This is a genomic window from Mycobacterium sp. 2-64 (genome assembly GCF_035918375.1).
Classification (GTDB): Bacteria; Actinomycetota; Actinomycetes; order Mycobacteriales; family Mycobacteriaceae; genus Mycobacterium; species Mycobacterium intracellulare.
In genome coordinates this window covers 2,964,480-2,984,720 of record NZ_CP142361.1, presented here as the reverse complement: position 1 = coordinate 2,984,720, position 20,241 = coordinate 2,964,480, and the positions used below count along the sequence as shown (strand labels likewise).

General features: G+C 67.3%; 22 protein-coding genes. 11 read left to right on the top strand and 11 right to left on the bottom strand.

The genetic code is table 11. The features are described from left to right. The first annotated feature begins 25 nt into the window (after positions 1-25). A complete protein-coding gene (gene katG / locus QGN31_RS14085) occupies positions 26-2,266 on the top strand; it encodes a catalase/peroxidase HPI (RefSeq protein WP_201409405.1) in 2,241 nt (746 codons plus the stop codon). A gap of 60 nt (positions 2,267-2,326) precedes the next feature. Here the strand turns inward: katG and QGN31_RS14080 are convergent, their stop codons facing one another. Further along, positions 2,327-3,124, bottom strand: coding sequence for a DUF1906 domain-containing protein (locus QGN31_RS14080; RefSeq protein WP_201407210.1), 798 nt, complete (start codon positions 3,122-3,124; stop codon positions 2,327-2,329). A 290-nt stretch (positions 3,125-3,414) separates the two neighbouring features. Here QGN31_RS14080 and QGN31_RS14075 point away from each other — a divergent pair, with 290 nt between their 5' ends. From QGN31_RS14075 to QGN31_RS14065, 3 genes are read left to right on the top strand one after another with little or no spacing between them, the layout of a single operon-like run. Continuing rightward, positions 3,415-4,665 carry a glycosyltransferase family 4 protein gene (locus QGN31_RS14075; RefSeq protein ID WP_008256684.1) on the top strand — a complete coding sequence of 417 codons (1,251 nt, stop codon included), beginning with the start codon at positions 3,415-3,417 and terminating at the stop codon, positions 4,663-4,665. Then, the gene (locus QGN31_RS14070) at positions 4,659-5,417 is read left to right on the top strand and encodes a class I SAM-dependent methyltransferase (RefSeq protein WP_201409404.1); all 759 of its coding nucleotides are present in this window, start codon (positions 4,659-4,661) and stop codon (positions 5,415-5,417) included. The genes QGN31_RS14075 and QGN31_RS14070 overlap by 7 nt, the downstream gene beginning before the upstream one ends. Next, on the top strand, positions 5,404-6,480 hold the full coding sequence (locus QGN31_RS14065; protein WP_038536309.1) for a prenyltransferase: 1,077 nt from the start codon (positions 5,404-5,406) through the stop codon (positions 6,478-6,480). Before QGN31_RS14070 ends, QGN31_RS14065 begins: the two co-directional genes overlap by 14 nt. Positions 6,481-6,494: 14 nt before the next feature. On the opposite strand, the gene QGN31_RS14060 is transcribed toward QGN31_RS14065, so the two are convergent. Then, complete coding sequence (locus QGN31_RS14060) at positions 6,495-7,157, bottom strand: class I SAM-dependent methyltransferase (protein WP_038536312.1); 663 nt, start codon at positions 7,155-7,157, stop codon at positions 6,495-6,497. A 119-nt stretch (positions 7,158-7,276) separates the two neighbouring features. Here QGN31_RS14060 and QGN31_RS14055 point away from each other — a divergent pair, with 119 nt between their 5' ends. Then, complete coding sequence (locus QGN31_RS14055) at positions 7,277-7,972, top strand: cutinase family protein (protein ID WP_201358504.1); 696 nt, start codon at positions 7,277-7,279, stop codon at positions 7,970-7,972. A 158-nt stretch (positions 7,973-8,130) separates the two neighbouring features. Further along, a complete protein-coding gene (locus QGN31_RS14050) occupies positions 8,131-8,772 on the top strand; it encodes a carboxymuconolactone decarboxylase family protein (protein ID WP_201358505.1) in 642 nt (213 codons plus the stop codon). 36 nt (positions 8,773-8,808) lie between these two features. Here the strand turns inward: QGN31_RS14050 and QGN31_RS14045 are convergent, their stop codons facing one another. After that, on the bottom strand, positions 8,809-8,997 hold the full coding sequence (locus QGN31_RS14045) for a hypothetical protein (protein WP_201409403.1): 189 nt from the start codon (positions 8,995-8,997) through the stop codon (positions 8,809-8,811). A 677-nt stretch (positions 8,998-9,674) separates the two neighbouring features. Between QGN31_RS14045 and QGN31_RS14040 the strand changes: the two genes are divergently transcribed. Beyond that, complete coding sequence (locus tag QGN31_RS14040; RefSeq protein ID WP_014384695.1) at positions 9,675-9,974, top strand: PE family protein; 300 nt, start codon at positions 9,675-9,677, stop codon at positions 9,972-9,974. Between the two features lie 340 nt (positions 9,975-10,314). Here the strand turns inward: QGN31_RS14040 and QGN31_RS14035 are convergent, their stop codons facing one another. Continuing rightward, positions 10,315-10,521, bottom strand: coding sequence for a hypothetical protein (locus QGN31_RS14035; protein WP_131810880.1), 207 nt, complete (start codon positions 10,519-10,521; stop codon positions 10,315-10,317). A gap of 253 nt (positions 10,522-10,774) precedes the next feature. Between QGN31_RS14035 and QGN31_RS14030 the strand changes: the two genes are divergently transcribed. After that, positions 10,775-11,623: a glycoside hydrolase family 16 protein gene (locus tag QGN31_RS14030; protein WP_014382560.1), complete on the top strand. Its 849-nt coding sequence runs from the start codon at positions 10,775-10,777 to the stop codon at positions 11,621-11,623. Positions 11,624-11,633: 10 nt separating this feature from the next. Here QGN31_RS14030 and QGN31_RS14025 read toward each other — a convergent pair whose 3' ends face one another. From QGN31_RS14025 to QGN31_RS14000, 6 genes are all read right to left on the bottom strand, one after another. After that, positions 11,634-12,479, bottom strand: a complete 846-nt coding sequence (locus QGN31_RS14025; RefSeq protein ID WP_201409402.1) for a class I SAM-dependent methyltransferase — start codon at positions 12,477-12,479, stop codon at positions 11,634-11,636. Positions 12,480-12,633: 154 nt separating this feature from the next. After that, on the bottom strand, positions 12,634-14,088 hold the full coding sequence (locus QGN31_RS14020) for an aldehyde dehydrogenase family protein (RefSeq protein ID WP_014382562.1): 1,455 nt from the start codon (positions 14,086-14,088) through the stop codon (positions 12,634-12,636). Positions 14,089-14,199: 111 nt separating this feature from the next. Continuing rightward, complete coding sequence (locus tag QGN31_RS14015; RefSeq protein WP_009954851.1) at positions 14,200-14,610, bottom strand: VOC family protein; 411 nt, start codon at positions 14,608-14,610, stop codon at positions 14,200-14,202. Positions 14,611-14,614: 4 nt separating this feature from the next. Further along, on the bottom strand, positions 14,615-15,067 hold the full coding sequence (locus QGN31_RS14010) for a helix-turn-helix transcriptional regulator (RefSeq protein ID WP_009954852.1): 453 nt from the start codon (positions 15,065-15,067) through the stop codon (positions 14,615-14,617). Between the two features lie 19 nt (positions 15,068-15,086). Beyond that, positions 15,087-15,989, bottom strand: a complete 903-nt coding sequence (locus QGN31_RS14005) for an NAD-dependent epimerase/dehydratase family protein (RefSeq protein WP_014382565.1) — start codon at positions 15,987-15,989, stop codon at positions 15,087-15,089. Between the two features lie 62 nt (positions 15,990-16,051). Then, the gene (locus tag QGN31_RS14000) at positions 16,052-17,236 is read right to left on the bottom strand and encodes an acyl-CoA dehydrogenase family protein (RefSeq protein ID WP_201358507.1); all 1,185 of its coding nucleotides are present in this window, start codon (positions 17,234-17,236) and stop codon (positions 16,052-16,054) included. A gap of 77 nt (positions 17,237-17,313) precedes the next feature. Here QGN31_RS14000 and QGN31_RS13995 point away from each other — a divergent pair, with 77 nt between their 5' ends. Beyond that, the gene (locus QGN31_RS13995; protein ID WP_201358522.1) at positions 17,314-17,694 is read left to right on the top strand and encodes an NYN domain-containing protein; all 381 of its coding nucleotides are present in this window, start codon (positions 17,314-17,316) and stop codon (positions 17,692-17,694) included. Beyond that, positions 17,691-18,662 (top strand): NAD(P)H-dependent flavin oxidoreductase, encoded by a 972-nt coding sequence (locus tag QGN31_RS13990; RefSeq protein ID WP_201358508.1) that lies wholly within the window; start codon positions 17,691-17,693, stop codon positions 18,660-18,662. The genes QGN31_RS13995 and QGN31_RS13990 overlap by 4 nt, the downstream gene beginning before the upstream one ends. 12 nt (positions 18,663-18,674) lie before the next feature. Here QGN31_RS13990 and tpx read toward each other — a convergent pair whose 3' ends face one another. Further along, positions 18,675-19,169 carry a thiol peroxidase gene (gene tpx / locus QGN31_RS13985; RefSeq protein WP_009954859.1) on the bottom strand — a complete coding sequence of 165 codons (495 nt, stop codon included), beginning with the start codon at positions 19,167-19,169 and terminating at the stop codon, positions 18,675-18,677. A 121-nt stretch (positions 19,170-19,290) separates the two neighbouring features. Between tpx and QGN31_RS13980 the strand changes: the two genes are divergently transcribed. Beyond that, complete coding sequence (locus tag QGN31_RS13980) at positions 19,291-20,241, top strand: GlxA family transcriptional regulator (protein ID WP_009954860.1); 951 nt, start codon at positions 19,291-19,293, stop codon at positions 20,239-20,241.

The following is a 20,241-nucleotide window of genomic DNA, read 5'->3' as shown; positions in this document are numbered from 1 at the left end:
TTCACCCACCCTCGAAAGGAATGCTGTGTCATCTGATACATCCAGTAGCCGCCCACCCCAACCAGACAGCGGGACGGCTAGCAAGAGCGAAAGCGAAAACCCAGCAATCCCTTCACCCAAGCCGAAGGCACATGCCCCGCTGACCAACCGGGACTGGTGGCCCGACCAGGTCGACGTCTCGTCGCTGCACCCGCACTCGCCGCTGTCCAACCCGCTCGGCGACGACTTCGATTACGCCGCGGAGTTCGCCAAGCTCGACGTCGAGGCGCTCAAGGCCGACATGATCTCGCTGATGACCACGTCGCAGGACTGGTGGCCGGCCGACTACGGCCACTACGGCGGCCTGTTCATCCGGATGAGCTGGCACGCCGCGGGCACCTACCGCATCCACGACGGCCGCGGCGGCGCCGGCCAGGGCATGCAGCGCTTCGCCCCGCTGAACAGCTGGCCGGACAACGCGAGCCTGGACAAGGCCCGGCGGCTGCTGTGGCCGATCAAGAAGAAGTACGGCAACAAGATCTCCTGGGCCGACCTGATCACCTACGCGGGCAACGTGGCCCTGGAGTCGATGGGCTTCAAGACCTTTGGCTTCGGCTTCGGCCGCGAGGACGTCTGGGAGCCCGAAGAGATCCTCTGGGGAGAAGAGGAGGAATGGCTGGGCACCGACAAGCGCTACTCGGGTGAGCGCGAGCTCGCGCAGCCCTACGGCGCGACGACCATGGGCCTGATCTACGTCAACCCCGAAGGCCCGGAGGGCAAGCCCGACCCGATCGCCGCGGCGATCGACATCCGCGAGACGTTCGGCCGGATGGCGATGAACGACGAGGAGACCGCCGCGCTGATCGTCGGCGGGCACAGCTTCGGCAAGACCCACGGCGCCGGTGACGCCGACCTGGTGGGCCCCGAGCCGGAGGCCGCCCCGATCGAACAGCAGGGGCTGGGCTGGAAGAGCTCGTACGGCACCGGTTCGGGCAAGGATGCGATCACCAGCGGCCTCGAGGTGGTCTGGACGCCCACCCCGACGAAGTGGGACAACAGCTTCCTGGAGACGCTGTACGGCTACGAATGGGAGCTGACCAAGAGCCCCGCCGGGGCGTGGCAGTTCACCGCCAAGGACGGCGCGGGTGCGGGCACGATCCCCGACCCGTTCGGCGGTGCCGGGCGGGCCCCGACGATGCTGGTGACCGACATCTCGTTGCGGGAGTCCCCGATCTACGCCGACATCACGCGGCGCTGGTTGGACCACCCCGAGGAGCTGGCCGACGCGTTCGCCAAGGCGTGGTACAAGCTGTTGCACCGCGACATGGGCCCGATCAGCCGCTACCTGGGCCCGTGGGTCGCCGAGCCGCAGCTGTGGCAGGACCCCGTCCCCGCCGTCGACCACGAGCTGGTCGACGACAACGACGTCGCGGCGCTGAAGAAGAAGGTGCTCGACTCCGGGTTGTCCATCCCGCAGTTGGTCAAGACGGCCTGGTCGGCGGCGGCGAGCTATCGCAACACCGACAAGCGCGGCGGAGCGAACGGTGGCCGGCTGCGCCTGCAGCCGCAGCGCAGCTGGGAGGTCAACGAGCCCTCCGAGCTCGACAAGGTGCTGCCGGTGCTGGAAAAGATCCAGCAGGAGTTCAACGCCTTGGCATCCGGTGGCAAGAAGATCTCGCTGGCCGACCTGATCGTGCTGGCGGGCTCGGCGGCCGTCGAGAAGGCGGCCAAGGACGCCGGCTACGAGATCTCGGTGCACTTCGCGCCGGGCCGCACCGACGCCTCGCAGGAGAGCACCGACGTGGAGTCGTTCGCGGTGCTCGAACCGCGGGCCGACGGATTCCGCAACTACATCCGGCCGGGTGAGAAGGCGCCGCTCGAGCAGCTACTGATCGAGCGTGCGTACCTGCTCGGCGTGACCGGTCCGGAGATGACGGTGCTCGTCGGCGGTCTGCGTGCCCTCGGTGCCAACCACGGCAGCAGCAAGCACGGGGTCTTCACCGACAGGCCGGGCGCGTTGACCAACGACTTCTTCGTCAACCTGCTCGACATGGGCAGCGAGTGGAAGGCGTCGGAGACCGCGGAGAACGTCTACGAGGGACGCGACCGGGCTTCCGGCGCGCTCAAGTGGACCGCGACCGCGAACGACCTCGTCTTCGGCTCCAACTCGGTGCTGCGTGGCCTCGTCGAGGTCTACGCCCAGGATGACGCCCACGGGAAGTTCGTCGAGGACTTCGTCGCGGCGTGGGTGAAGGTCATGAACAGCGACCGGTTCGACCTCAAATAACAGTCGGATAGCGAGCGACACCCCGCGGGCCACCGGTTCGCGGGGTGTCGTGCGTTCGGATCAGCGCGCCAGATCCCATTGTCCGTAGTCGGGCGCGAGGACGTCGTCGACGTCCACGTTGATCCCGCCGAGCAGCGGGCCCGGGTTCGACGGGCTGTTGACGACGGCCTGGTAGAGCACCGCCGCCGGTTCGCGCTCCCCGTGCGACCACGACCGCGTCTGCCACGCCCACCGGTGCCCCGGCGTGCTGGAGTTCCCGATGACGCCGTCGCGGATCGCCCAGCCGCACGCCCTGGCGTGCCCGTAGATGCCGGTGCGGCCGACGCCCAGCACCGAGTTGATCCCTCGAAACCAGTCGACGGCAACGCCATTCCAGGTGTTCTCGTCGATGTCGTCGTCGATGCTGAAGAAGATCGGCGCCGAGTCCGGTCCCCCGGCCGCGGTGTGCAGCCGCATCGCCGCTAGAGCGTCGGCGACGCCCCCCTCGTGCCCGCGGGTGCAGTCCGACGGGTCGGGCCAACCCGGCTTGCCGTACTGGAAGTTGCTGACGATCTGCAGGCCCGCCGCGCGCAGCGAGTCCGCGTACGGGCGGGTGATGGGCTTCGCCTCGAAGTTCGCGCCAGGCCGCGACTCCGACACGTAATTGACCACGCCGCCGTATCCCGCGGCCTTGATCTCGTCCGGCGCGATCCTCTTCTCGGCGAAATCGATCAGCGTCAGTCCGGCGGCCGCCGCCGTCGGTCCCTCGGCCATCGCGGCCGCCAGGCCGAGGATGGTGGGGGCGAACGCGTACCTCAGGACGTCGCGTCTGGAGACAGATCGCGGCGCGTGTCCCGCCGGTGCAGCCGAATCCCGCACCGCGCGATGGTAACAAAGGCCGCGGGCCGCTCATTTTCGCCGGTCAGCACCGGCAGGTCCCCGGCCGGAAAGCCGGCGGCCCTCCGCCAGTGGCATGATCTTTGCGTGTCGGACATCCCGGGGGCCGTCTCCGCGCGAGACGGAGGATTCCGGGCTCGTTGCGCTCGCTTAGGTGATCGAACTATAGTCTGGACACATGTCCAGTTTGCTGTCACGGAGTTCGGGAGCCCGTTGACCGCGATGGATTCGGCGCCTTTCCGCGGTCATTTTCCAGCAAAGAAGAGTTGAGTATGCGAATTGCCCTGCTGTCCTACCGTAGTAAGACCCATTGCGGCGGACAGGGCGTCTACGTGCGCCATCTCAGCCACGGTCTGGTGGAACTCGGTCACGACGTCGAGGTGTTTTCCGGGCAGCCGTATCCCGACCTGCTCGACCCTCGGGTCCGGCTCACCGAGGTTCCGAGCCTTGATCTGTATCGGGAACCCGACCCTTTCCGGGTGCCGCGGCCGAGCGAAATTCGCGACTCCATCGACCTTTTGGAATTGCTGACCACGTGGACCGCGGGCTTTCCCGAACCGCGGACGTTCACGATGCGGGCCGCGCGGTTATTGGCCGAGCGGGCAGCCGATTTCGACGTCGTGCACGACAACCAGAGCCTTGGCACCGGGCTGCTCACCATTGCGGGCGCGGGACTGCCGGTGGTGGCCACCGTGCACCACCCGATCACCCGCGATCGGGTGCTGGATCTGGCCGCGGCGCGATGGTGGCGAAAACCGTTGGTGCGCCGCTGGTATGGGTTTTTGGACATGCAGCAGGAGGTCGCCCGCCACATCCCCGACCTGTTGACTGTCTCGTCGTCCTCGGCCGCCGACATCATCAGCGACTTCGGCGTCTCGCCGGACCAGCTGCACGTGGTGCCGCTCGGGGTGAACACCGAGCTGTTCAAACCGGGCTCCGGCCCGCGGGAACCGGGTCGCATCATCGCGATCGCCAGCGCCGACACCCCGCTCAAGGGCGTCCGTACCCTGCTGCAAGCGGTGGCCAGGCTGCGCACCGTCCGTGATCTCGAGTTACGGCTCGTCGCCAAGGTCGAACCCAACGGCCCGACCCACAAGCTCATCGCCGAACTCGGGATCTCCGACATCGTGCACATCACCAGCGGGCTCTCGGATGCCGAGCTCGCGGCGTTGTTCGCGTCCGCGGAGGTGGCGTGCATTCCGTCGCTCTACGAAGGGTTTTCGCTGCCGGCCGTGGAAGCCATGGCCAGCGGCACCCCGATCGTCGCCAGCCGGGTGGGCGCGCTGCCTGAAGTCCTTGGGACGGACGGCGCTTGCGCCGAGCTGGTGCCGCCCGCCGACGTGGACGCACTGACCCACGCGCTCGCCGAACTCCTGGATTCTCCGGAAAAGCGCCGCAACCTCGGCAGGGCGGGACGAACACGCGCAGTCGACGTGTTCAGCTGGGAAGCCGTCGCCGCCCAGACCGTCCGGGTCTACGAGCGGGCGATCGCCCGTACCGCGCGGGGCGAGGCGACATGCTGACAGTCGATTTCGACCGGCTCGGGATCGGGCCGTCGAGCAAGGTCATCGACGTGGGTTGCGGCGCGGGCCGGCACGCGTTCGAAGCGTATCGACGCGGCGCCGACGTCATCGCCTTCGACCGCGACGAGGACGAATTACGGTCGGTCGACACCATTTTGCGCGCGATGGCCGACAACGGCGAGGCGCCCGCCGCAGCGTCGGCGAAGGTGGTGGTCGGTGATGCGCTCACGTTGCCGTACGCCGATCAGACATTCGACTGTGTCATCGCCTCGGAGATTCTGGAGCACATACCGCAAGACGACATCGCCATCGCCGAACTGATCAGGGTGCTCAAAGTCGGCGGTACGCTGGCGGTCAGTGTGCCGCGCTGGCTGCCCGAACGCCTGTGCTGGTTGCTGTCCGACGAATACCACGCCAACGAGGGCGGCCACGTGCGCATCTACCGGGCCAACGAATTGCGCGGCAAGATCCTCGATGGCGGAATGGAACTGACACATACCCATCACGCGCATGCGCTGCACTCGCCCTTCTGGTGGCTGAAATGCGCTGTGGGCGTCTCGAACACCGACCACCGCGCGGTGACCGCCTACCACAAACTTCTGGTATGGGATCTGATGCAGCGACCCAAGATCACCCAGCTTGCCGAGTCACTGCTCAATCCGCTGGTCGGCAAGAGCGTGGCGATGTACTTCGTCAAACAGCAGGACGCCGATAGCCAACCGAGCGCGGGATATTCAGTTGCAACGGTCTAACCTGCCCGCGGTCGCGGGGGTGCTCACTCCCGAACAATGCCGACAGACCGCGCTGTCGATTGCCGCCGCTCAGGAATCCTCGGGCGCCATCCCCTGGTTCGAGGGCGGCCACACCGACCCGTGGGATCACGTGGAGTGCGCGATGGCGCTCACCACCGCCGGACTGCTGGAGTCCGCGCGGGCGGCCTTCGACTGGAGCCGCCGCACCCAGCGGTCCGACGGTTCCTGGCCCATCCAGTTTCGGGCGGGCGTGATCGAAGACGCCAACAGCGACAGCAACTTCTGCGCCTACATCGCCGCCGGTGTCTGGCACCACGTACTGGTCACGGGCGACGCCTCGTTCGCGGCCGACATGTGGCCGGCGGTGCGCACGGCTATTGATTTCGTCATCGACATGCAGGTCGGCAACGGTGAAATCGCTTGGGCGCGAAGCGAGGCCGGTCTGCTGCCGGAAGCCTTGCTGACCGGGTGCTCCAGCGTGTATCACAGCATCCGCTGCGCGCTCGCGCTGGCGGCCTTCGTCGAGGACCCGCAGCCCGAGTGGGAATTGGCGGTTGGCAGATTGGGCCACGCCATCACCGACCATCCGGAGGCGTTCACCGAAAAAGAGCGCTACTCGATGGACTGGTACTACCCCATCCTCGGCAGTGCCTTGCGGGGTCCGGCGGCGGACGCGCGCATCAAGCAGCGCTGGGACGACTTCGTCGTCTACGGTCTGGGCATCCGATGCGTCGGCGATCGCCCCTGGGTGACCGGGGCCGAGACCTGCGAGCTCGTGATGGCGCTGGATGCCCTCGGCCAGCGCTCCGAGGCTCACCGCCAGTTCGCCGCCATGCAGCACCTTCGCGAAAGCGACGGATCCTATTGGACGGGCCTGGTTTTCGCGGACGGGAAACGGTGGCCCGAGGAGCGCACCACCTGGACCGGCGCCGCGATGATCCTGGCGGCGGACGCCCTGTCGAATGCGACCGCCGGCGCGGGCATCTTCCGCGGCGACGCGCTGCCGATGGGCCTGCAGACCGACTTCGACTGCGAATGCGTCGCAGCCGGGCCCGGCCGGTAGCCGGAGACTGTCCGCTAAACGGGTTCCTCGGGCTGGCCGCTGACGCGTTCGAGCACGCGTAGCGACCCGGTGGCCGACACCTCCCGGAACTTCCCGGAATCGATTGCGCGACAGTAGATGTAGTACGGAGGCCGCCCACCGTCCTTGGGGTCGGGAAAGACGTCGTGGATGGCCAGCGCCCCACCGGCGGCCACCCACTTGGCCCATCCGTCGAAGTCCTGGTTGGCGGCGTCCTCGCTGTGGCCCCCGTCGATGAACAGGAACTGCAGCGGCGCCCGCCATGCCCGCGCCACCAGCGGCGACTTGCCGACAATCGTGACGACGTGGTCGTCCAGCTGGGCGGTGTCGAGGGTGCGGCGAAACGTCGGCAGGGTGTCGAACAAGCCCGTGACCTCGTCGACCAGCGAGGCGTCGTGGAATTCCCAGCCCGCCTGATGTTCCTCGGAGCCGTGGTGGTGGTCGATCGTGTAGAGCACACTCGCGGTTTGCTGCGCCGCCGCGCCCAGCAACAGGGTGGATTTGCCGCAGTACGTGCCGATCTCGACGCCGGTGCCGCCGTCGAGATAGCGCAGCGCGGCGTCGTACAGCGCGCGCCCCTCGTCGGCCGGCATGAAACCCTGTACCCGTTCGGCCAGGGCGAACAAGCGCTCGGGCGCTCCCGCGTCGACGTGATCCATCAGCTGAACCTATCGCCTGGATCGGCGCCACCGTCACCGTGGTCGATGTTCGCGCTGAGCGATCACGCGAGGTCTGCGTGCCGGCCGGCCAGCGGGCGTGGCGGGATCGCTTTACCATCATGGGCGTGCGCGCCTTGCCTATCCGTAAATTCGCTGCCGTCGGCCTTGCCGCGGTGACCACCGCGGCCACCCTGGTGCTGGCCACCGCGGCCCTTCCGCCCGCGTCGCCGCTCGCGGCGCCATCGGCCGCCGCGGCCTGCGCGCCGGTGCAGGTCGTGTTCGCCCGCGGCCGCAACGAATCGCCGGGACCGGGCGTGCTGGGCAACGCGTTCATCAGCGCGCTGCGATCCAAGGTGAACAGGACCGTCGACGCCTATGCCGTGCGATACCCCGCCGACACCGAGGTCGCGCAGGGCGCCAACGACATGAGCCACCACATCCAGGACATGGTCAACAGTTGCCCCGACACCCGGCTGGTGCTGGGCGGCTACTCGCTGGGCGCGGCGGTCACCGACGTCGTGCTCGCGGCGCCCATCGGCGCGTTCGGTTTCGACAGCCCCCTGCCGCCGGGCGTCGACCAGCACATCGCCGCGGTCGCGTTGTTCGGCAACGGAAGTCAGTGGGTGGGTCCGATCACCAACTTCAACCCGACCTATAACGACCGGACCATCGAGCTGTGCCACGGCGCCGACCCGATCTGCAACCCGGCCGACCCGAACACGTGGAAGCAGAATTGGCCCCAGCATCTCGCCGGCGCGTACATCGACGCGGGCATGGCCAACCAGGCCGCCGACTTCGTCGCCGGCAAGCTCTGAGCCAGGCGCGCCGGGCGGTACCCGATTCGGCGCGCCGGCCAGACGCCAGACCGCTCTTGCCGTCTGTCGTTGCTGCCAACTACGTTGACGCCGCGCGGAACCTAAGATCGATCCGACTGCGTATGCCCGATTCGTGCCGCCAGCTGAGAGGAGACGCGATGCCGCGTCTGAAGCCGATCCCACGGGACGAAGTCAGCGACGAATTCACGCTGAAGATGTATGACTTCATGTTCGGCGATCGCGACCCGGTGGCCGAGCCGGGCACCATCGGTGGCACTCCCGGCAACTGGTGGACGGTGATGGCGCAATCCCCCGCCGCCCTGCGCCACGCCGTCCGTGGCTTCCGCCTGTACCGCGAAGAGGTTTCCATCCGCGCCGACCACCGCGAACTGGGCCAGACCCGCGCGGGCTGGGTGGTCGGGAGCCAGTTCGTCTTCTCGCAACACTGCAAAGCGTGCCGATCGGCGGGTTTATCCGAGGAGAAGATCGCTGCCATACCGTCCTGGCAGACCGCCGACTGCTTCGACCAGACCGAGCGGCTGCTCCTGGCCTACACGGATTGCCTTGCGGGACAGCATGGCCGGGTTCCGGAGCGGCTGATGACCCAACTGCGGGAAATCTTCAGCGACACCGAGATCCTCGAGTTCACGTACACCACAACCATGTACGTGATGCACGCGATCATGTCTCGGGCCTTGCGGCTGGAATTTGACGACGTCGAGGACCCGACCGTCGAGGTAGTCGATCCGGAAGGCGGCGGTGTGCTCGACATCGGTGCCGCCACGTCGCCGGATGACTGACTATCGCGGTGGGAGACCCGGTCGCCGCTTGCGGGCCTAGGCGATTGCGCGGGGGTGGCCGGGCGGCTCGACGGCCGCCCGGCGCCGCGCTCGCAGACCCACGACGCCGAGGATCAGCCCGGCCCCGATCTCACCGACGGCGGACAGCCAGGAGAACCAGGTGACATTGATCCGCGGTCCCGCGGTGAAGCTGTCCTGGTAGCCGGGAAGAAACGTGGGCAGCACGCCCGCGTAGACGAACAGGGTCGCGCTGCCGAATCCGACGACGATCGCGACCCGGGACGCCCAGGGGGTGGCCGCGCAATATCAGCGCGAGGGCGATTACCACGATCAGGCCCTGGAGCGTTCCGCCGACCATGACCGCCGGCGGCGATGCCGACATCCCGCGCCGGAAATGGTCGATCGCGTGCACTGCAAAGGCGGCGACGAACCCGATCGTCGCCGTTGGTATCGGACGCTGTGTTGTCACCGCATCCCAGTTGCCGGACATCGGCTTCTCCCAACTAGCGACTACTACAAACGGTAGTAGCTCTGGGGATGCGTGTAAATACCGCGACCGCGGGGTGTGGCCGCCGCCCCGCTTAGGTGGACGAACCCTCCAAGTCGCGCGGCGTCAATGTCTGAACAACTATTCAAATAGGACACATATGTTCAGCGACAGTATATGTTTTCGCGTCGTGAACATATATTTCCATAGCAAATTCAGAGCTCCCGTAGTTGAGTTTATCGAACCATAGTCGGGCCAATTAAAATCAATGAGAGCGTGTACGAAAGGCAAAGTTCAGCCCTTTTTCACGGCAGCGGACGCGTTGAACGTGTCGCTTCGCGATAAATACCGTCTCGGGGCAACCGGACACGTCGGTGTGTTGGTCCGGGGGTCCAGTCCACTGAAGGGAAGTCAGATGTCGTCCGCATCTTCTGCTCCAGACAAGCTGTCGGCCGCGGCCGCAAACCTGCAATCGATCGGCGCGGCACTCAAAGCTGAGAACACCGCCGCGGCGGCCCCGACGGTCGCGGTCGTTCCGGCCGCGGCAGATGAGGTTTCAATGTTGACCGCGGTGCGATTTGCGGCTCATGCTCAACGGTTTCAGGAACTGAGTGCGCGCGCGGCCGCGATCCAAGACCTGATCGTGGTGATGCTGGCCGCCAGCGCCGGCTCTTATGCGGCGACCGAGGCGACCAACACGTCGTCGGCGGAGTGAGCGTTCGGGCGTCCGGGGATCAGAACAGCGGACTGCTGCCGTCGCGGCGGCCAAGAGAATTCGGTAACAGGGGCGCGCAAAACGCATTGGCGAGCGCCAAACTACGCTCAAATCAATCGAGGACTATATCTCGCAATACACGATGATCGACAACGCCATTGTTCACGTGACGACATTCGTGAAAGGTTTGGTGCCCGCGGCCGCGGCGACCAAGCGGTCGAGGATAAGAGTGTGATGCGCTGGACTCCGTCGTCGCCGCCCACGGACGTATCTGCGCCGGGCCATGGGCAGCCGCGTGGGGTGCGCGTGATGGCCAGGCACCCAGCGAACCCGAAAGAGATCAGGCCGGGGTGTTTGTGCTCGAGTAGGCCTTGAAATTGCGGATCAAGGGAATAACCGCATTGCCCGAGACCGCTGCGCGCTGACGGGTCCGAAACGAAGGATGGCGACGCATCGCCTCGCTACGTTCGCGTTCACGACGTTGGGCGGCGGCCCATACCGGGTGGGACTGAAGGAAAATAACCGTGCCTTCTTGGGTATTCGCCACGATCGTCACTCCTCTCAGACCACCCGCAAAGCTAGGACAGTGGTTATTGGATCGTGATCCCAGAATGCCCGCCGAATCCTGAGACCAAACCATCCCCCTAGATGAGAATTGACCGTGAATTCCCAAATCTCATCCGGGTGCCCCTGCCGTGCCGCCGGCCCGCGCTCGGCCGACCGTGATTCGAACCGTAGCGGCAGGCTCCGACAATTCCCGTTTACCGTCGTGCACGGCCGGCTGCTAGGGTCCCTTGCTTATGCCGGAGATCGATCGCCGCCGCATGATTTTGACAACCGGAATCGGCGTGCTGGCAGCCGCGCTGCCGGCCCCGAAAACCTGGGCCTCCCCGGCCGGACGGGATGAACCCGCCGGTCGGATACCGGCGCCCGCCGCGCCCAGCGGCCAGTCCGGGACCTACATATTCGCCGACGAATTCGACGGCCCTGCCGGTTCTGCACCCGATGCGTCCAAGTGGGTGGTGGCGAAAGCCCGCGAGACGATCAAGGACCCGACCTATTGGGAGCGACCCGAGAACATCGGCCAGTACCGCGATGATCGCCGGAACGTGTTCCTGGACGGCAAGTCCAATCTGGTCCTGCGCGCCGCCAAGGACGGACCCACCTACTACAGCGGCAAGGTTCAGAGCACCTGGCGCGGCGGGGTCGGCCACACCTGGGAAGCCCGGATCAAGCTGAACTGCCTGACCGCGGGCGCCTGGCCCGCCTACTGGCTGGGCAACGACGACCAGGGCGAGATCGATGTCATGGAGTGGTACGGCAACGGCAACTGGCCCTCGGCCACCACCGTCCACGCCAAGGCCAACGGGGGCGAGTGGAAGACCCACAACATCGCGGTGGACAGCGCATGGCACACCTGGCGATGCCAGTGGGACGAGGCCGGCATCCGGTTCTGGAAGGACTACGCCGACGGCGCGCAACCCTACTTCGACGTGCCGGCCAGTGCCCTGCCCGATTGGCCGTTCAACGGGGCGGGTTACACGGCCTATCCGGTGTTCAACCTGGCGGTGGCCGGCTCGGGTGGCGGTGACCCCGGCCCCGGCACCTACCCCGCCGACATGCTCATCGACTGGATCCGCGTCTGGTAGACGGGCGCGCTCAGTGCGTCAGCAGGGCGGTCGCGCTCCAGGCCCGGCCACCCGGACGGCGGGGATCCGGCTGCGGCAGCCACGCGAGCGGGCGCATCACCAGCGGTAGGCGACGCATGCGGTGGGCGGCCAGATACAGCGCTTGCACGTCGACGGTGCGCCAGCCGAGGTTTTCGAAGTAGGCCAGCCCGTTCTCGGGTGCGAACTTGAACGGCGCGTTCTGCAACATGCCCGCCATCTTCTTGTTCATCATCTTCTTCAAACCGGGCCCGGCGAAGTCGAGCATCCACCAGTGGACCTCGGACCGCGTGATCGCCGCGGAAAGGGCGGTCACGTCAGCGTCGTCCAGATACATCAGCAGGCCCTCGGTCAGCACCAGCGCCTTGGTTGCGCCGTCGAGCGCCTCGTTCAGGAAGGCGTCGCGGGCCTGAGGGTCGGCGAGATCGACGGCGGTTCGCGTCAACCGGCAGCGCGGCACCTGCTCGGCGAGCACCTGCGTCTTTTCGGCGAGCAGCTTCGGCAGATCCGCTTCCACCCAGACGAAGTCGGGGGGAAGGTCCAGCCGGTACGGCCTGGTGTCCAGCCCGGCGGCCAGATTCAGCACCCGGTCGCATCCGTCGGCGATCGCGTCGGCGATGGCGTCGTCGATGATCTTGGTCCGCGCGACCAGCCACCAGCCATTGCGGGTCGTGCGGGGCACGTTGTCGACGATCGCGCGGCCGTGGTCTCCGGCCAGGAGTCCGGCGAGCGGGTCGCTGAACAACGCGTCGGGGCGCGCCGATTCGGTGGCCCGGTGCAATGCCGTCCACCGGGCCGTGTCCGAAACATGGGTGATCGCGTGCGCGGGGCCAGACATACGTTGCGTTATAGCACCTCGTTGCCGCCCTACTGACCGGCCCCGCCCGCGCGGCTTTCGCGCGAGAGTGCGACTCCGACGGTCTCTCTCGGAAAGCGTGTCGGCAGTTGCACTCTCGCGCGTCGGATTGCCCGCGGCGGGGTCCGACCGGGATCTACAGCTGCGCCCAGACCGACTTCGTCTTCAGGTAGATCTCCAGGCCCTCTTTGCCGAACTCGTGGCCCCAGCCGGACTGCTTGTAGCCGCCGAAGGGCACATCGTGGTCGAAGACCAACTGGCAATTGACCTGAACGCTGCCGGCCTGCAGCCGCCTCATGATGCGGTGGGCCCGGCCGAGGTTCTCCGTCCACGCGGTGGCCGCCAGGCCGTAGGTGGTGTCGTTGGCCAGGGCCACGGCCTCGTCCTCGTCGTCGAACGGCAGGATGGTGACCACCGGCCCGAAGATCTCCTGCTGGTACAGGCGCATGCCCGGGTCCACGTTGGTCAGCACCGTCGGGTGGACGAAGTAGCCCTTGCGGTCCAGGCGGTGGCCCCCGGTGACCACTTCCACGCCGTCCTTCTTGCCTTCGTCGATGAATCCCATCACCCGGTTCAGCTGCTTCTGACTGATCAGCGGGCCACTGACGCAGCCCTCTTCGCTCGGGGCGCCCAGCTTGAACGAATTCGCCATCATCGCAATGCCTTCCACGACCCGGTCGTAGACCCCGCGCTGGGCGAAGATGCGCGACCCGCACACGCAGCCCTGGCCGGAGTGCACGAAGATGCCCAGCGACGCCATCATGATGGCGTTGTCCAGGTTGGCGTCGTCGAAGATCAGCACCGGCGATTTCCCGCCGAGTTCGAGCGTGACCTTCTTCAGGTTGTCCGCCGAGGCACGCACGATCTCCTTACCGACCTCGGTCGAACCGGTGAAGGCGACCTTCTCGACGTCGGGGTGCGCGGTGATCGCGGCGCCCGCGGTGTGGCCGTAACCGGTCAGCAGGTTGACGACGCCCTCGGGAACGCCGGCCTCGTGGATGAGCCTGTCCAACAACAGCGCCGACAGCGGCGTCTCCTCGGCGGGCTTGACGAGCAGGCTGCCGCCCGCGGCCAGGGCCGGCGCGAGTTTCGCGCTGGCGTTGAAGATCGGGCCGTTCCACGGGAAGATCAGCCCCACCACGCTGTACGGCTCTTTGAGCGTGTAGGCGTGCATGTTGACGTAGTTGTCGGTCGCGATGCCGTCGGTCTTGACGTCGTAGGCGACGCCGTTGATCTTCGAACACCAACCGGCGTAGTAGCGGAAGAACTCCGAACAGGTGGACATCTGTAACTGGGCCTGCATCAAGGGCATTCCCGTGTTCAGGGAGTCGAGTTGGGCGAACTCTTCGGCGTGTTCGTCGATCAAATCCCCAATCCGCCACAAGATCTTGGCCCGCTCGCGGCCGGGAAGCTCGGACCAGACGCCGGACTCGAACGACGCCTTCGCCCGCGCGGCGGCCTCGTTGACCGCTTCCTGCCCGCAGTCGGAGAACTCGGTGATCGTCTCCTCGGTCGCGGGATCGATGACCGTGATGACGTCACCCGTTCCGGGTCGCTTTCGAAGGTCGTCCAGTACCGCCTGCACCGTCATCTGATCCCTTTCGTCTTGCCAGTCGTCGCAACCAGCGCCGAATGCGCTCAGTGCTGAGCACTTGCTTAGCATTCTGCACACGGCTGGTCAAGCATTCGCAGGCGGATGGGCTCAGCGCAGTTCTTGGATACGAATGAGGTTGCCCGCGGGATCGCGCACGGCGCAGTCGCGAAGGCCGTACGGCTGGTCGGTGGGCTCCTGGACGATCTCGACGTCATTGCCCTGGAGCTGTTCGAAGGTGCCGTCCAAATCCTTGGTGGCCAGCAACAGTGTGGCGTAGCTGCCCTTGGCCATCATCTCGGCGATGGTGCGGCGCTCGTCGTCGGTGAGGCCCGGGTTGGCGGCCGGGGGGTTCAAGACGATGGAGGTGTCCGGCTGGTTCGGCGGGCCGACCGTGATCCAGCGCATCGCGCCCTTGCCGACGTCGAGGCGGACTTCGAAGCCGAGAACGTCGCGATAGAAGGCGAGTGACGCTTCCGGATCGTCATGGGGAAGGAAGCTCGAGTGAATGGTGATGTTCATGCGGTCAGGCTAGGTCCGGTCCGCCGGCGGCTGCTTCTCGATTCCTGATCGGTCTCGACACCTGTTTGGCCACGCATGGCGGTATGCCGGCCAGCGCATCGGTTGACTGCCGGCGATAAGTGCTGGGTGGTACACCCACCAATTCGGTGAACCGGCTACTGAAGGTGCCCAATGACGAGCAGCCGACCGCGAAGCAGACCTCGGTGACGCTCAGGTCGCCGCGGCGAAGCAGTGCCATCGCGCGCTCGATGCGTCGCGTCATCAAGTAGGAGTACGGCGATTCGCCGTAGGCAGAACGGAATTCGCGGCTGAGGTGGCCGGCGGACATGTGCGCGTCACGGGCCAGCGCTTCGACGTTCAACGGCTGCGTGTAGTCGCGGTCGATTCGGTCCCGGACGCGGCGCAACAGAACAAGGGTCCGCAGCCGCTGCGCCGTCGCGTCCGCTCTGCCGGTCACTCCGGGCTACCGCAATCGGTTAGACGCCGACAAGTTCCGGGTGGAACTTGGCCGCCATGCGGCGAATTCCCTCGCGCCAGTCGACCGTGGTGCTGCCGATGAGCTCGTGCATCCTGTCGACGGTGGTGGGGTTGCCGCGCAGCGCTTGGTCGCTGGGCTCGAAGATCGGCGCTTTGCCGACCAGCGAGCCGAGGTAGTCACACCACTCCTGCAGGCTGACGGTCTGGTCACCGCACCAGTTGACGGTGGTGGCCGGGACCGACGCGACCTGAAGCAGCTTGGGGATGGTGGCGATGATGTCGTCCTCGTGAATCGGGTTGTAGCGGGCGGGTTCGCCGGGCGGCACGGGGATCGGGATGCCGGCCAGCATCATCTCCATGTGGTAGAACGGCCACCCGCCGTTGTCGCCGTAGGGGACGTTGAGCCGGGCGATCGTGGTGGGCAGTCCGATGACACGGGCCACCGAACGGGCGACCACCTCCCCGGCGATTTTGGAGATGGAATAGGTGGGAAACAGCGGCTTGTGGTTGTCCCCCAGGGCGGAGCGCTCGCTGCGGGGGTCGTCGTCCGGGGGGTCGTAGACGGCGGCCGACGAACAATGCAGGAAGGCCTTCGCCTCGCGGCAGTGGGCCATGAGCAGGCCCACCGACTCCGCGTTGGCCGCCAGGTCCTTGTCCCAGCTGCCGCTCTTGGCCACCGCCAAGTTGAGCACGTAATCGAAATCCTTTGGGATACCGTTGAAGTCGCCGGCGGCCAAATTCACTGTCTCGCATCGAATTCCGGCCGCCTCGAGGCCTTGTCGCGCGGCGGGATCGGTGAAGCGGGCGATCCCCCACACTTCGTTGTCGGCCGCGAGCGCCCGGGCGATGGGGGTCGCGATTTGACCGGTTGGACCGGTGATCAGGATCTTCGAGCCGCGCATGGGGGCAATGCTAGCGAGGAGCCGTTGGGCCGTCAGTGGATCCGTCAACGTTCGCCGGCGGATCACAGCCCGGGCTGGTCGTCGATGATGCCCAGCCATATCTGCGCGGCGTCGATGGCCACCTTCTCGCTGATGAAGGCGTGCTGGGTGCCGGTGTAGATGTCACGGAAGGCGCGCTCGAGCCGGCTGCCCTCCCGGATCGAGGTGGTCCCGGCGACGAGATGGGCCCACTCGGCGCAGCTTCGGGCGGTGTCGGTGGCGAAGACGGCGGCCACCCGCATGTCGGCGCGCAGGGCCGGTGTCAGCTCCTCCCCCGAGGCCACCGCCGCCTCGGCGGTGGTGAACGCGTCGAGCACCAGCAGCCGGGCCGCACGCCAGGCCGCGCGGTGATGTGCCAGCCCTTTCTGGAAGGTCGGGCGGCTGGCCAGCGACGCCATGTCACTCATCCGGAATTTCGTCGCGGCCAGCTCCTGAACGTCGTCGAGCATGCTCTTGGCGACGCCCAGGGCCCACGACGCGTGCCCGGCCGCGGTGACGGGCATCAGGCCCATCCGGGTGGCCGGCGACGATCCCCGGTGCGGCTGCCGGGTGAACAGTTCGAACGTGCGGCCTGCCGGGACGAACACGTCGGTGGCGCTGTAGTCGTAGGACCCGGTTCCCTTGAGCCCCTGGACATACCAGCCGTCGTCGAAGCTGATCTCGGAGCGGGGAATGACGGCGACCCGCATCTCGGGGAAACCTTCACTGATCCAGCGCATCTCGCCGTTGTCCATCGGCAGGAACCCGGCGGCAACGTAGTGCGAGTGCCCGATTCCCGAACCGAAGTTCCACGCCCCGGTGACGACGTAGCCGCCGTCGACGGAGGTTCCCTGTCCGTTGGGAAAGAATTGACCGCCCATGGTGACGCGGTTGTCGTGGGCGGTGAACACCTCGGCGAAGCCCTCGTCCGGCAGGTATGCGGCGGCGGCGAAGGACGACGGCAGATTGGCGATCCCCACCCAGCCGAACGAACCGTCCTGCCAAGCCATTTCGATCCAGGTCTCGATCATCTCGGTGAAGGACGGCTCGACGCCGCCGGCGGCGACGGGGTTGAACGCCGACATCAGCCCGCTGGCCCACATCTCGTCGACGATCGCCGGAGTCAGGGTGCGCATGCGTTCGGATTCGGGCGCCTGGGCAGCCACCAGCTCGCGCATGCCGCGCGCGAGCGAGACGACCCGGTCTTCGGTGTCGGCGATCGACGTCATGGGGGTGACCGTATCAACCGGCCATGGCTTTGAGAACGAAAATCGGCCGTCGCGGCACGTCGTTTACGGTGTGGGTTGTGCGCTGGATCGTCGACGGCATGAATGTGATCGGAAGTCGCCCCGACGGTTGGTGGAAGGACCGCGAGGGTGCGATGGTCGCATTGGTGGAGCGCCTGGATCGATGGGCCTCGAGTCAAGGAGAAACGGTGACAGTGGTTTTTGAGCGACCGCCGTCGAGGGTGATCGCGTCGTCGGCGGTCGAGATTGCCCACGCCCCCAGGGCGGCCGCGAACTCGGCCGACGACGAGATCGTCCGGCTGGTCGCGGACGACGCCGCGCCGCGCGACATTCGGGTGGTGACATCCGACCGCGCGCTGACCGAGCGGGTGCGAAGCCTGGGGGCGTCCGTCCATCGGTCGGAAAGCTTTCGCGACCTTGTCGATCCGCGGGACCGATGACCGCCGGCGCGCCGGGTCCCGTACCCAACCGGGTCTGCGCGCTCGCGCGCATCGACATCCCGATCATGCAGGCCCCGATGACCTACATCGCCGGCGCCCAGCTGGCCGCGGCGGTGTCGAACGCCGGGGGCCTCGGCATCATCGAGACCACCTCGGATCAAGGCCGAGCCGACCTGCGGCGGGTGCGCGACCTGACCGACGGTGCCGTGGGCGCCAACATCGCGCTGCTGTTCAACCGTGATCCCGCCATGCTGGATTTACTTGTCGCCAACGACATTCGGTTCGTGACCACCTCGGCCGGGGACCCCGCGCTGTTCACCGATCGGCTGCACGACGCGGGCATCACGGTCTTCCACGTGGTGGGCACGTTGGCCGCGGCCCGCAAGGCCGTCGACGCCGGCGTGGACGGGCTCGTGGTCGAAGGCGTCGAGGGCGGCGGCTTCAAGAACCGCTTCGGCGCCTCCACCATGGTGCTGCTGCCCTTGGTGGCGGCCCACGTCGACGTTCCGATCGTGGCCGCCGGCGGGATCTGCGACGCCCGATCGATGGCGGCCGCTTTCGTCCTGGGCGCCGAAGCGGTGCAGATGGGCACGCGGTTACTCGCCTCGGCGGATTCGCCGGTGCACAGCAATCTCAAGCAAGCGGTCGTCGACGCCGACGAGACGGGCACGGTAATGCTCCCCCTCGACGGCAAACGGATGATGCGCGTCATCCGCACGCCCGCGGCCGAGCGGCTGGACGCCGCGACGTCTGCCGGCGAGGGCGCCGCGGCGCTGCAACGCGTGCAGCGGCTCTATTTCGACGGCGACCTGGACGCCAGCGTCGCCAATACCGGCCAGGTGGCGGGTCGTATCGACGACCTGCCCCCGGCCGCCGACATCATCGATCAGATGTGGAAAGGCTGCCGCGAGGTGCTCGCCGCCACCGCCGACCGCCTCGGGACGGTCGGCGGCGAGGCGCGCGCCTAGCGTGCCGCGAGATCAGCCCGCCGCGGCCAGCGCCGCGTCGTAGTTGGGCTCCTGCGCGATCTCGGGCACCAGTTCGGTGTAGGCGACGTTGCCGTCGGCGCCGATCACCACGATGGCCCGCGCGAGCAGCCCCGCCATCGGGCCGTCGGCGATGGTGACGCCGTAGTCCTCGCCGAAGCTGTCCCGGAACGCCGACGCGGTCTTGACGTTCTCGATGCCCTCGGCGCCACAGAATCGCGCCTGCGCGAACGGCAGATCCTTCGAGACGTTCACGACGGTCGCCCCGCCCCCGGCGGCGCGCTCGTTGAATGTCCGCACACTGGTCGCGCAGACCGGGGTGTCCACGGACGGAAAGATGTTGAGCACCACGGGCTTACCGCCGAACTGCTCGCTGCTGACCGGGGCCAGATCGCCGCCCGTCAGGCTGAAGCCCGGGGCTTTGGATCCGACGGGGGGCAGCTCGCCGACTGTGTTGATCGGGTTTCCACGCAACGTTATCTGTGCCATGCGCACAGTCTGCCAACACTGCCGCGAGCGCGATGGGGCAGGGTGGGCGCAGGCCCGCGTGTCCTAATTGGTGGGGTGCATGGCGTAGACGCCACGCCGTCGCGTGTCCAACACTGGGTTCATGCCTCGCAAGGTGGTGATCGCCGGTTATCCCGGCGTGCAGGCGCTCGATGTGATCGGGCCTCATGACGTCTTCACGACCGCGTCGCTGTTGACGGGCGGCAGCTACGACGTCACCGTCGCCTCGGTCGACGGCCAACCGGTGTCGACGGCTACCGGGCTGGCCTTCGTCGCGGCGCCGTTGCCGGACCCGGGCGACTCGATCGACACGGTCGTGCTGCCCGGAGGCGGCGGCATCGACGCGGCGCGCGCCGATGCCGAGCTCGTCGCCTGGGTCAAGGCCGTCGCCGGACATGCCCGGCGCATGGTGACGGTGTGCACCGGCGCGTTCCTGGCCGCCCAGGCGGGGCTGCTGGACGGGCAGCGGGTGACCACCCACTGGGCCTTCGCCGAGCGGTTGGCGAGCGAGTTCCCCGCCATCGAGGTCGACGCCGACCCGATCTTCGTCCGGAGCTCCGAGACCGTGTGGACCGCGGCGGGGGTCACGGCGGGCATCGACCTTGCGCTCGCGCTGATCGAGGAGGACCACGGCACCGAGGTCGCGCAGACGGTGGCTCGTTGGCTCGTGCTGCATCTGCGCCGCCCCGGCGGGCAGACGCAGTTCGCGGCGCCGGTGTGGATGCCGCGGGCCCGCCGCGACTCGATCCGCGAGGTGCAGGAGACCATCGAGGCCGAACCGGGCGGTTCGCACAGCGTCGACGACCTGGCCCGCCGGGCGGCGATGAGCCCGCGCCACTTCACCCGGGTGTTCACCGCCGAAATCGGCGAGGCGCCCGGCCAGTACGTCGAGCGCATTCGCACCGAGGCCGCGCGCCGGCAGTTGGAGGAGACCGACGACACCGTCGTCGCAATCGCCGCCCGATGCGGCTTCGGAACCGCGGAGACGATGCGCCGCAATTTCCTTCGCCGCGTGGGCATTTCGCCCGACCAGTACCGCAAGGCCTTCGCTTAG

What these genes read in the sequence shown, in the direction of transcription:
- tpx (WP_009954859.1), bottom strand. Translation starts at nt 19,169, where the DNA reads ATGGCACAGATAACGTTGCGTGGAAACCCGATCAACACAGTCGGCGAG.
- QGN31_RS13980 (WP_009954860.1), top strand. Translation starts at nt 19,291, where the DNA reads ATGCCTCGCAAGGTGGTGATCGCCGGTTATCCCGGCGTGCAGGCGCTC.
- QGN31_RS13990 (WP_201358508.1), top strand. Translation starts at nt 17,691, where the DNA reads ATGACCGCCGGCGCGCCGGGTCCCGTACCCAACCGGGTCTGCGCGCTC.
- QGN31_RS14000 (WP_201358507.1), bottom strand. Translation starts at nt 17,236, where the DNA reads ATGACGTCGATCGCCGACACCGAAGACCGGGTCGTCTCGCTCGCGCGC.
- QGN31_RS14070 (WP_201409404.1), top strand. Translation starts at nt 4,659, where the DNA reads ATGCTGACAGTCGATTTCGACCGGCTCGGGATCGGGCCGTCGAGCAAG.
- QGN31_RS14050 (WP_201358505.1), top strand. Translation starts at nt 8,131, where the DNA reads ATGCCGCGTCTGAAGCCGATCCCACGGGACGAAGTCAGCGACGAATTC.
- QGN31_RS14060 (WP_038536312.1), bottom strand. Translation starts at nt 7,157, where the DNA reads ATGGATCACGTCGACGCGGGAGCGCCCGAGCGCTTGTTCGCCCTGGCC.
- QGN31_RS14005 (WP_014382565.1), bottom strand. Translation starts at nt 15,989, where the DNA reads ATGCGCGGCTCGAAGATCCTGATCACCGGTCCAACCGGTCAAATCGCG.
- QGN31_RS14030 (WP_014382560.1), top strand. Translation starts at nt 10,775, where the DNA reads ATGCCGGAGATCGATCGCCGCCGCATGATTTTGACAACCGGAATCGGC.
- QGN31_RS14055 (WP_201358504.1), top strand. Translation starts at nt 7,277, where the DNA reads ATGGGCGTGCGCGCCTTGCCTATCCGTAAATTCGCTGCCGTCGGCCTT.
- QGN31_RS14075 (WP_008256684.1), top strand. Translation starts at nt 3,415, where the DNA reads ATGCGAATTGCCCTGCTGTCCTACCGTAGTAAGACCCATTGCGGCGGA.
- QGN31_RS14015 (WP_009954851.1), bottom strand. Translation starts at nt 14,610, where the DNA reads ATGAACATCACCATTCACTCGAGCTTCCTTCCCCATGACGATCCGGAA.
- QGN31_RS14020 (WP_014382562.1), bottom strand. Translation starts at nt 14,088, where the DNA reads ATGACGGTGCAGGCGGTACTGGACGACCTTCGAAAGCGACCCGGAACG.
- QGN31_RS14040 (WP_014384695.1), top strand. Translation starts at nt 9,675, where the DNA reads ATGTCGTCCGCATCTTCTGCTCCAGACAAGCTGTCGGCCGCGGCCGCA.
- QGN31_RS14025 (WP_201409402.1), bottom strand. Translation starts at nt 12,479, where the DNA reads ATGTCTGGCCCCGCGCACGCGATCACCCATGTTTCGGACACGGCCCGG.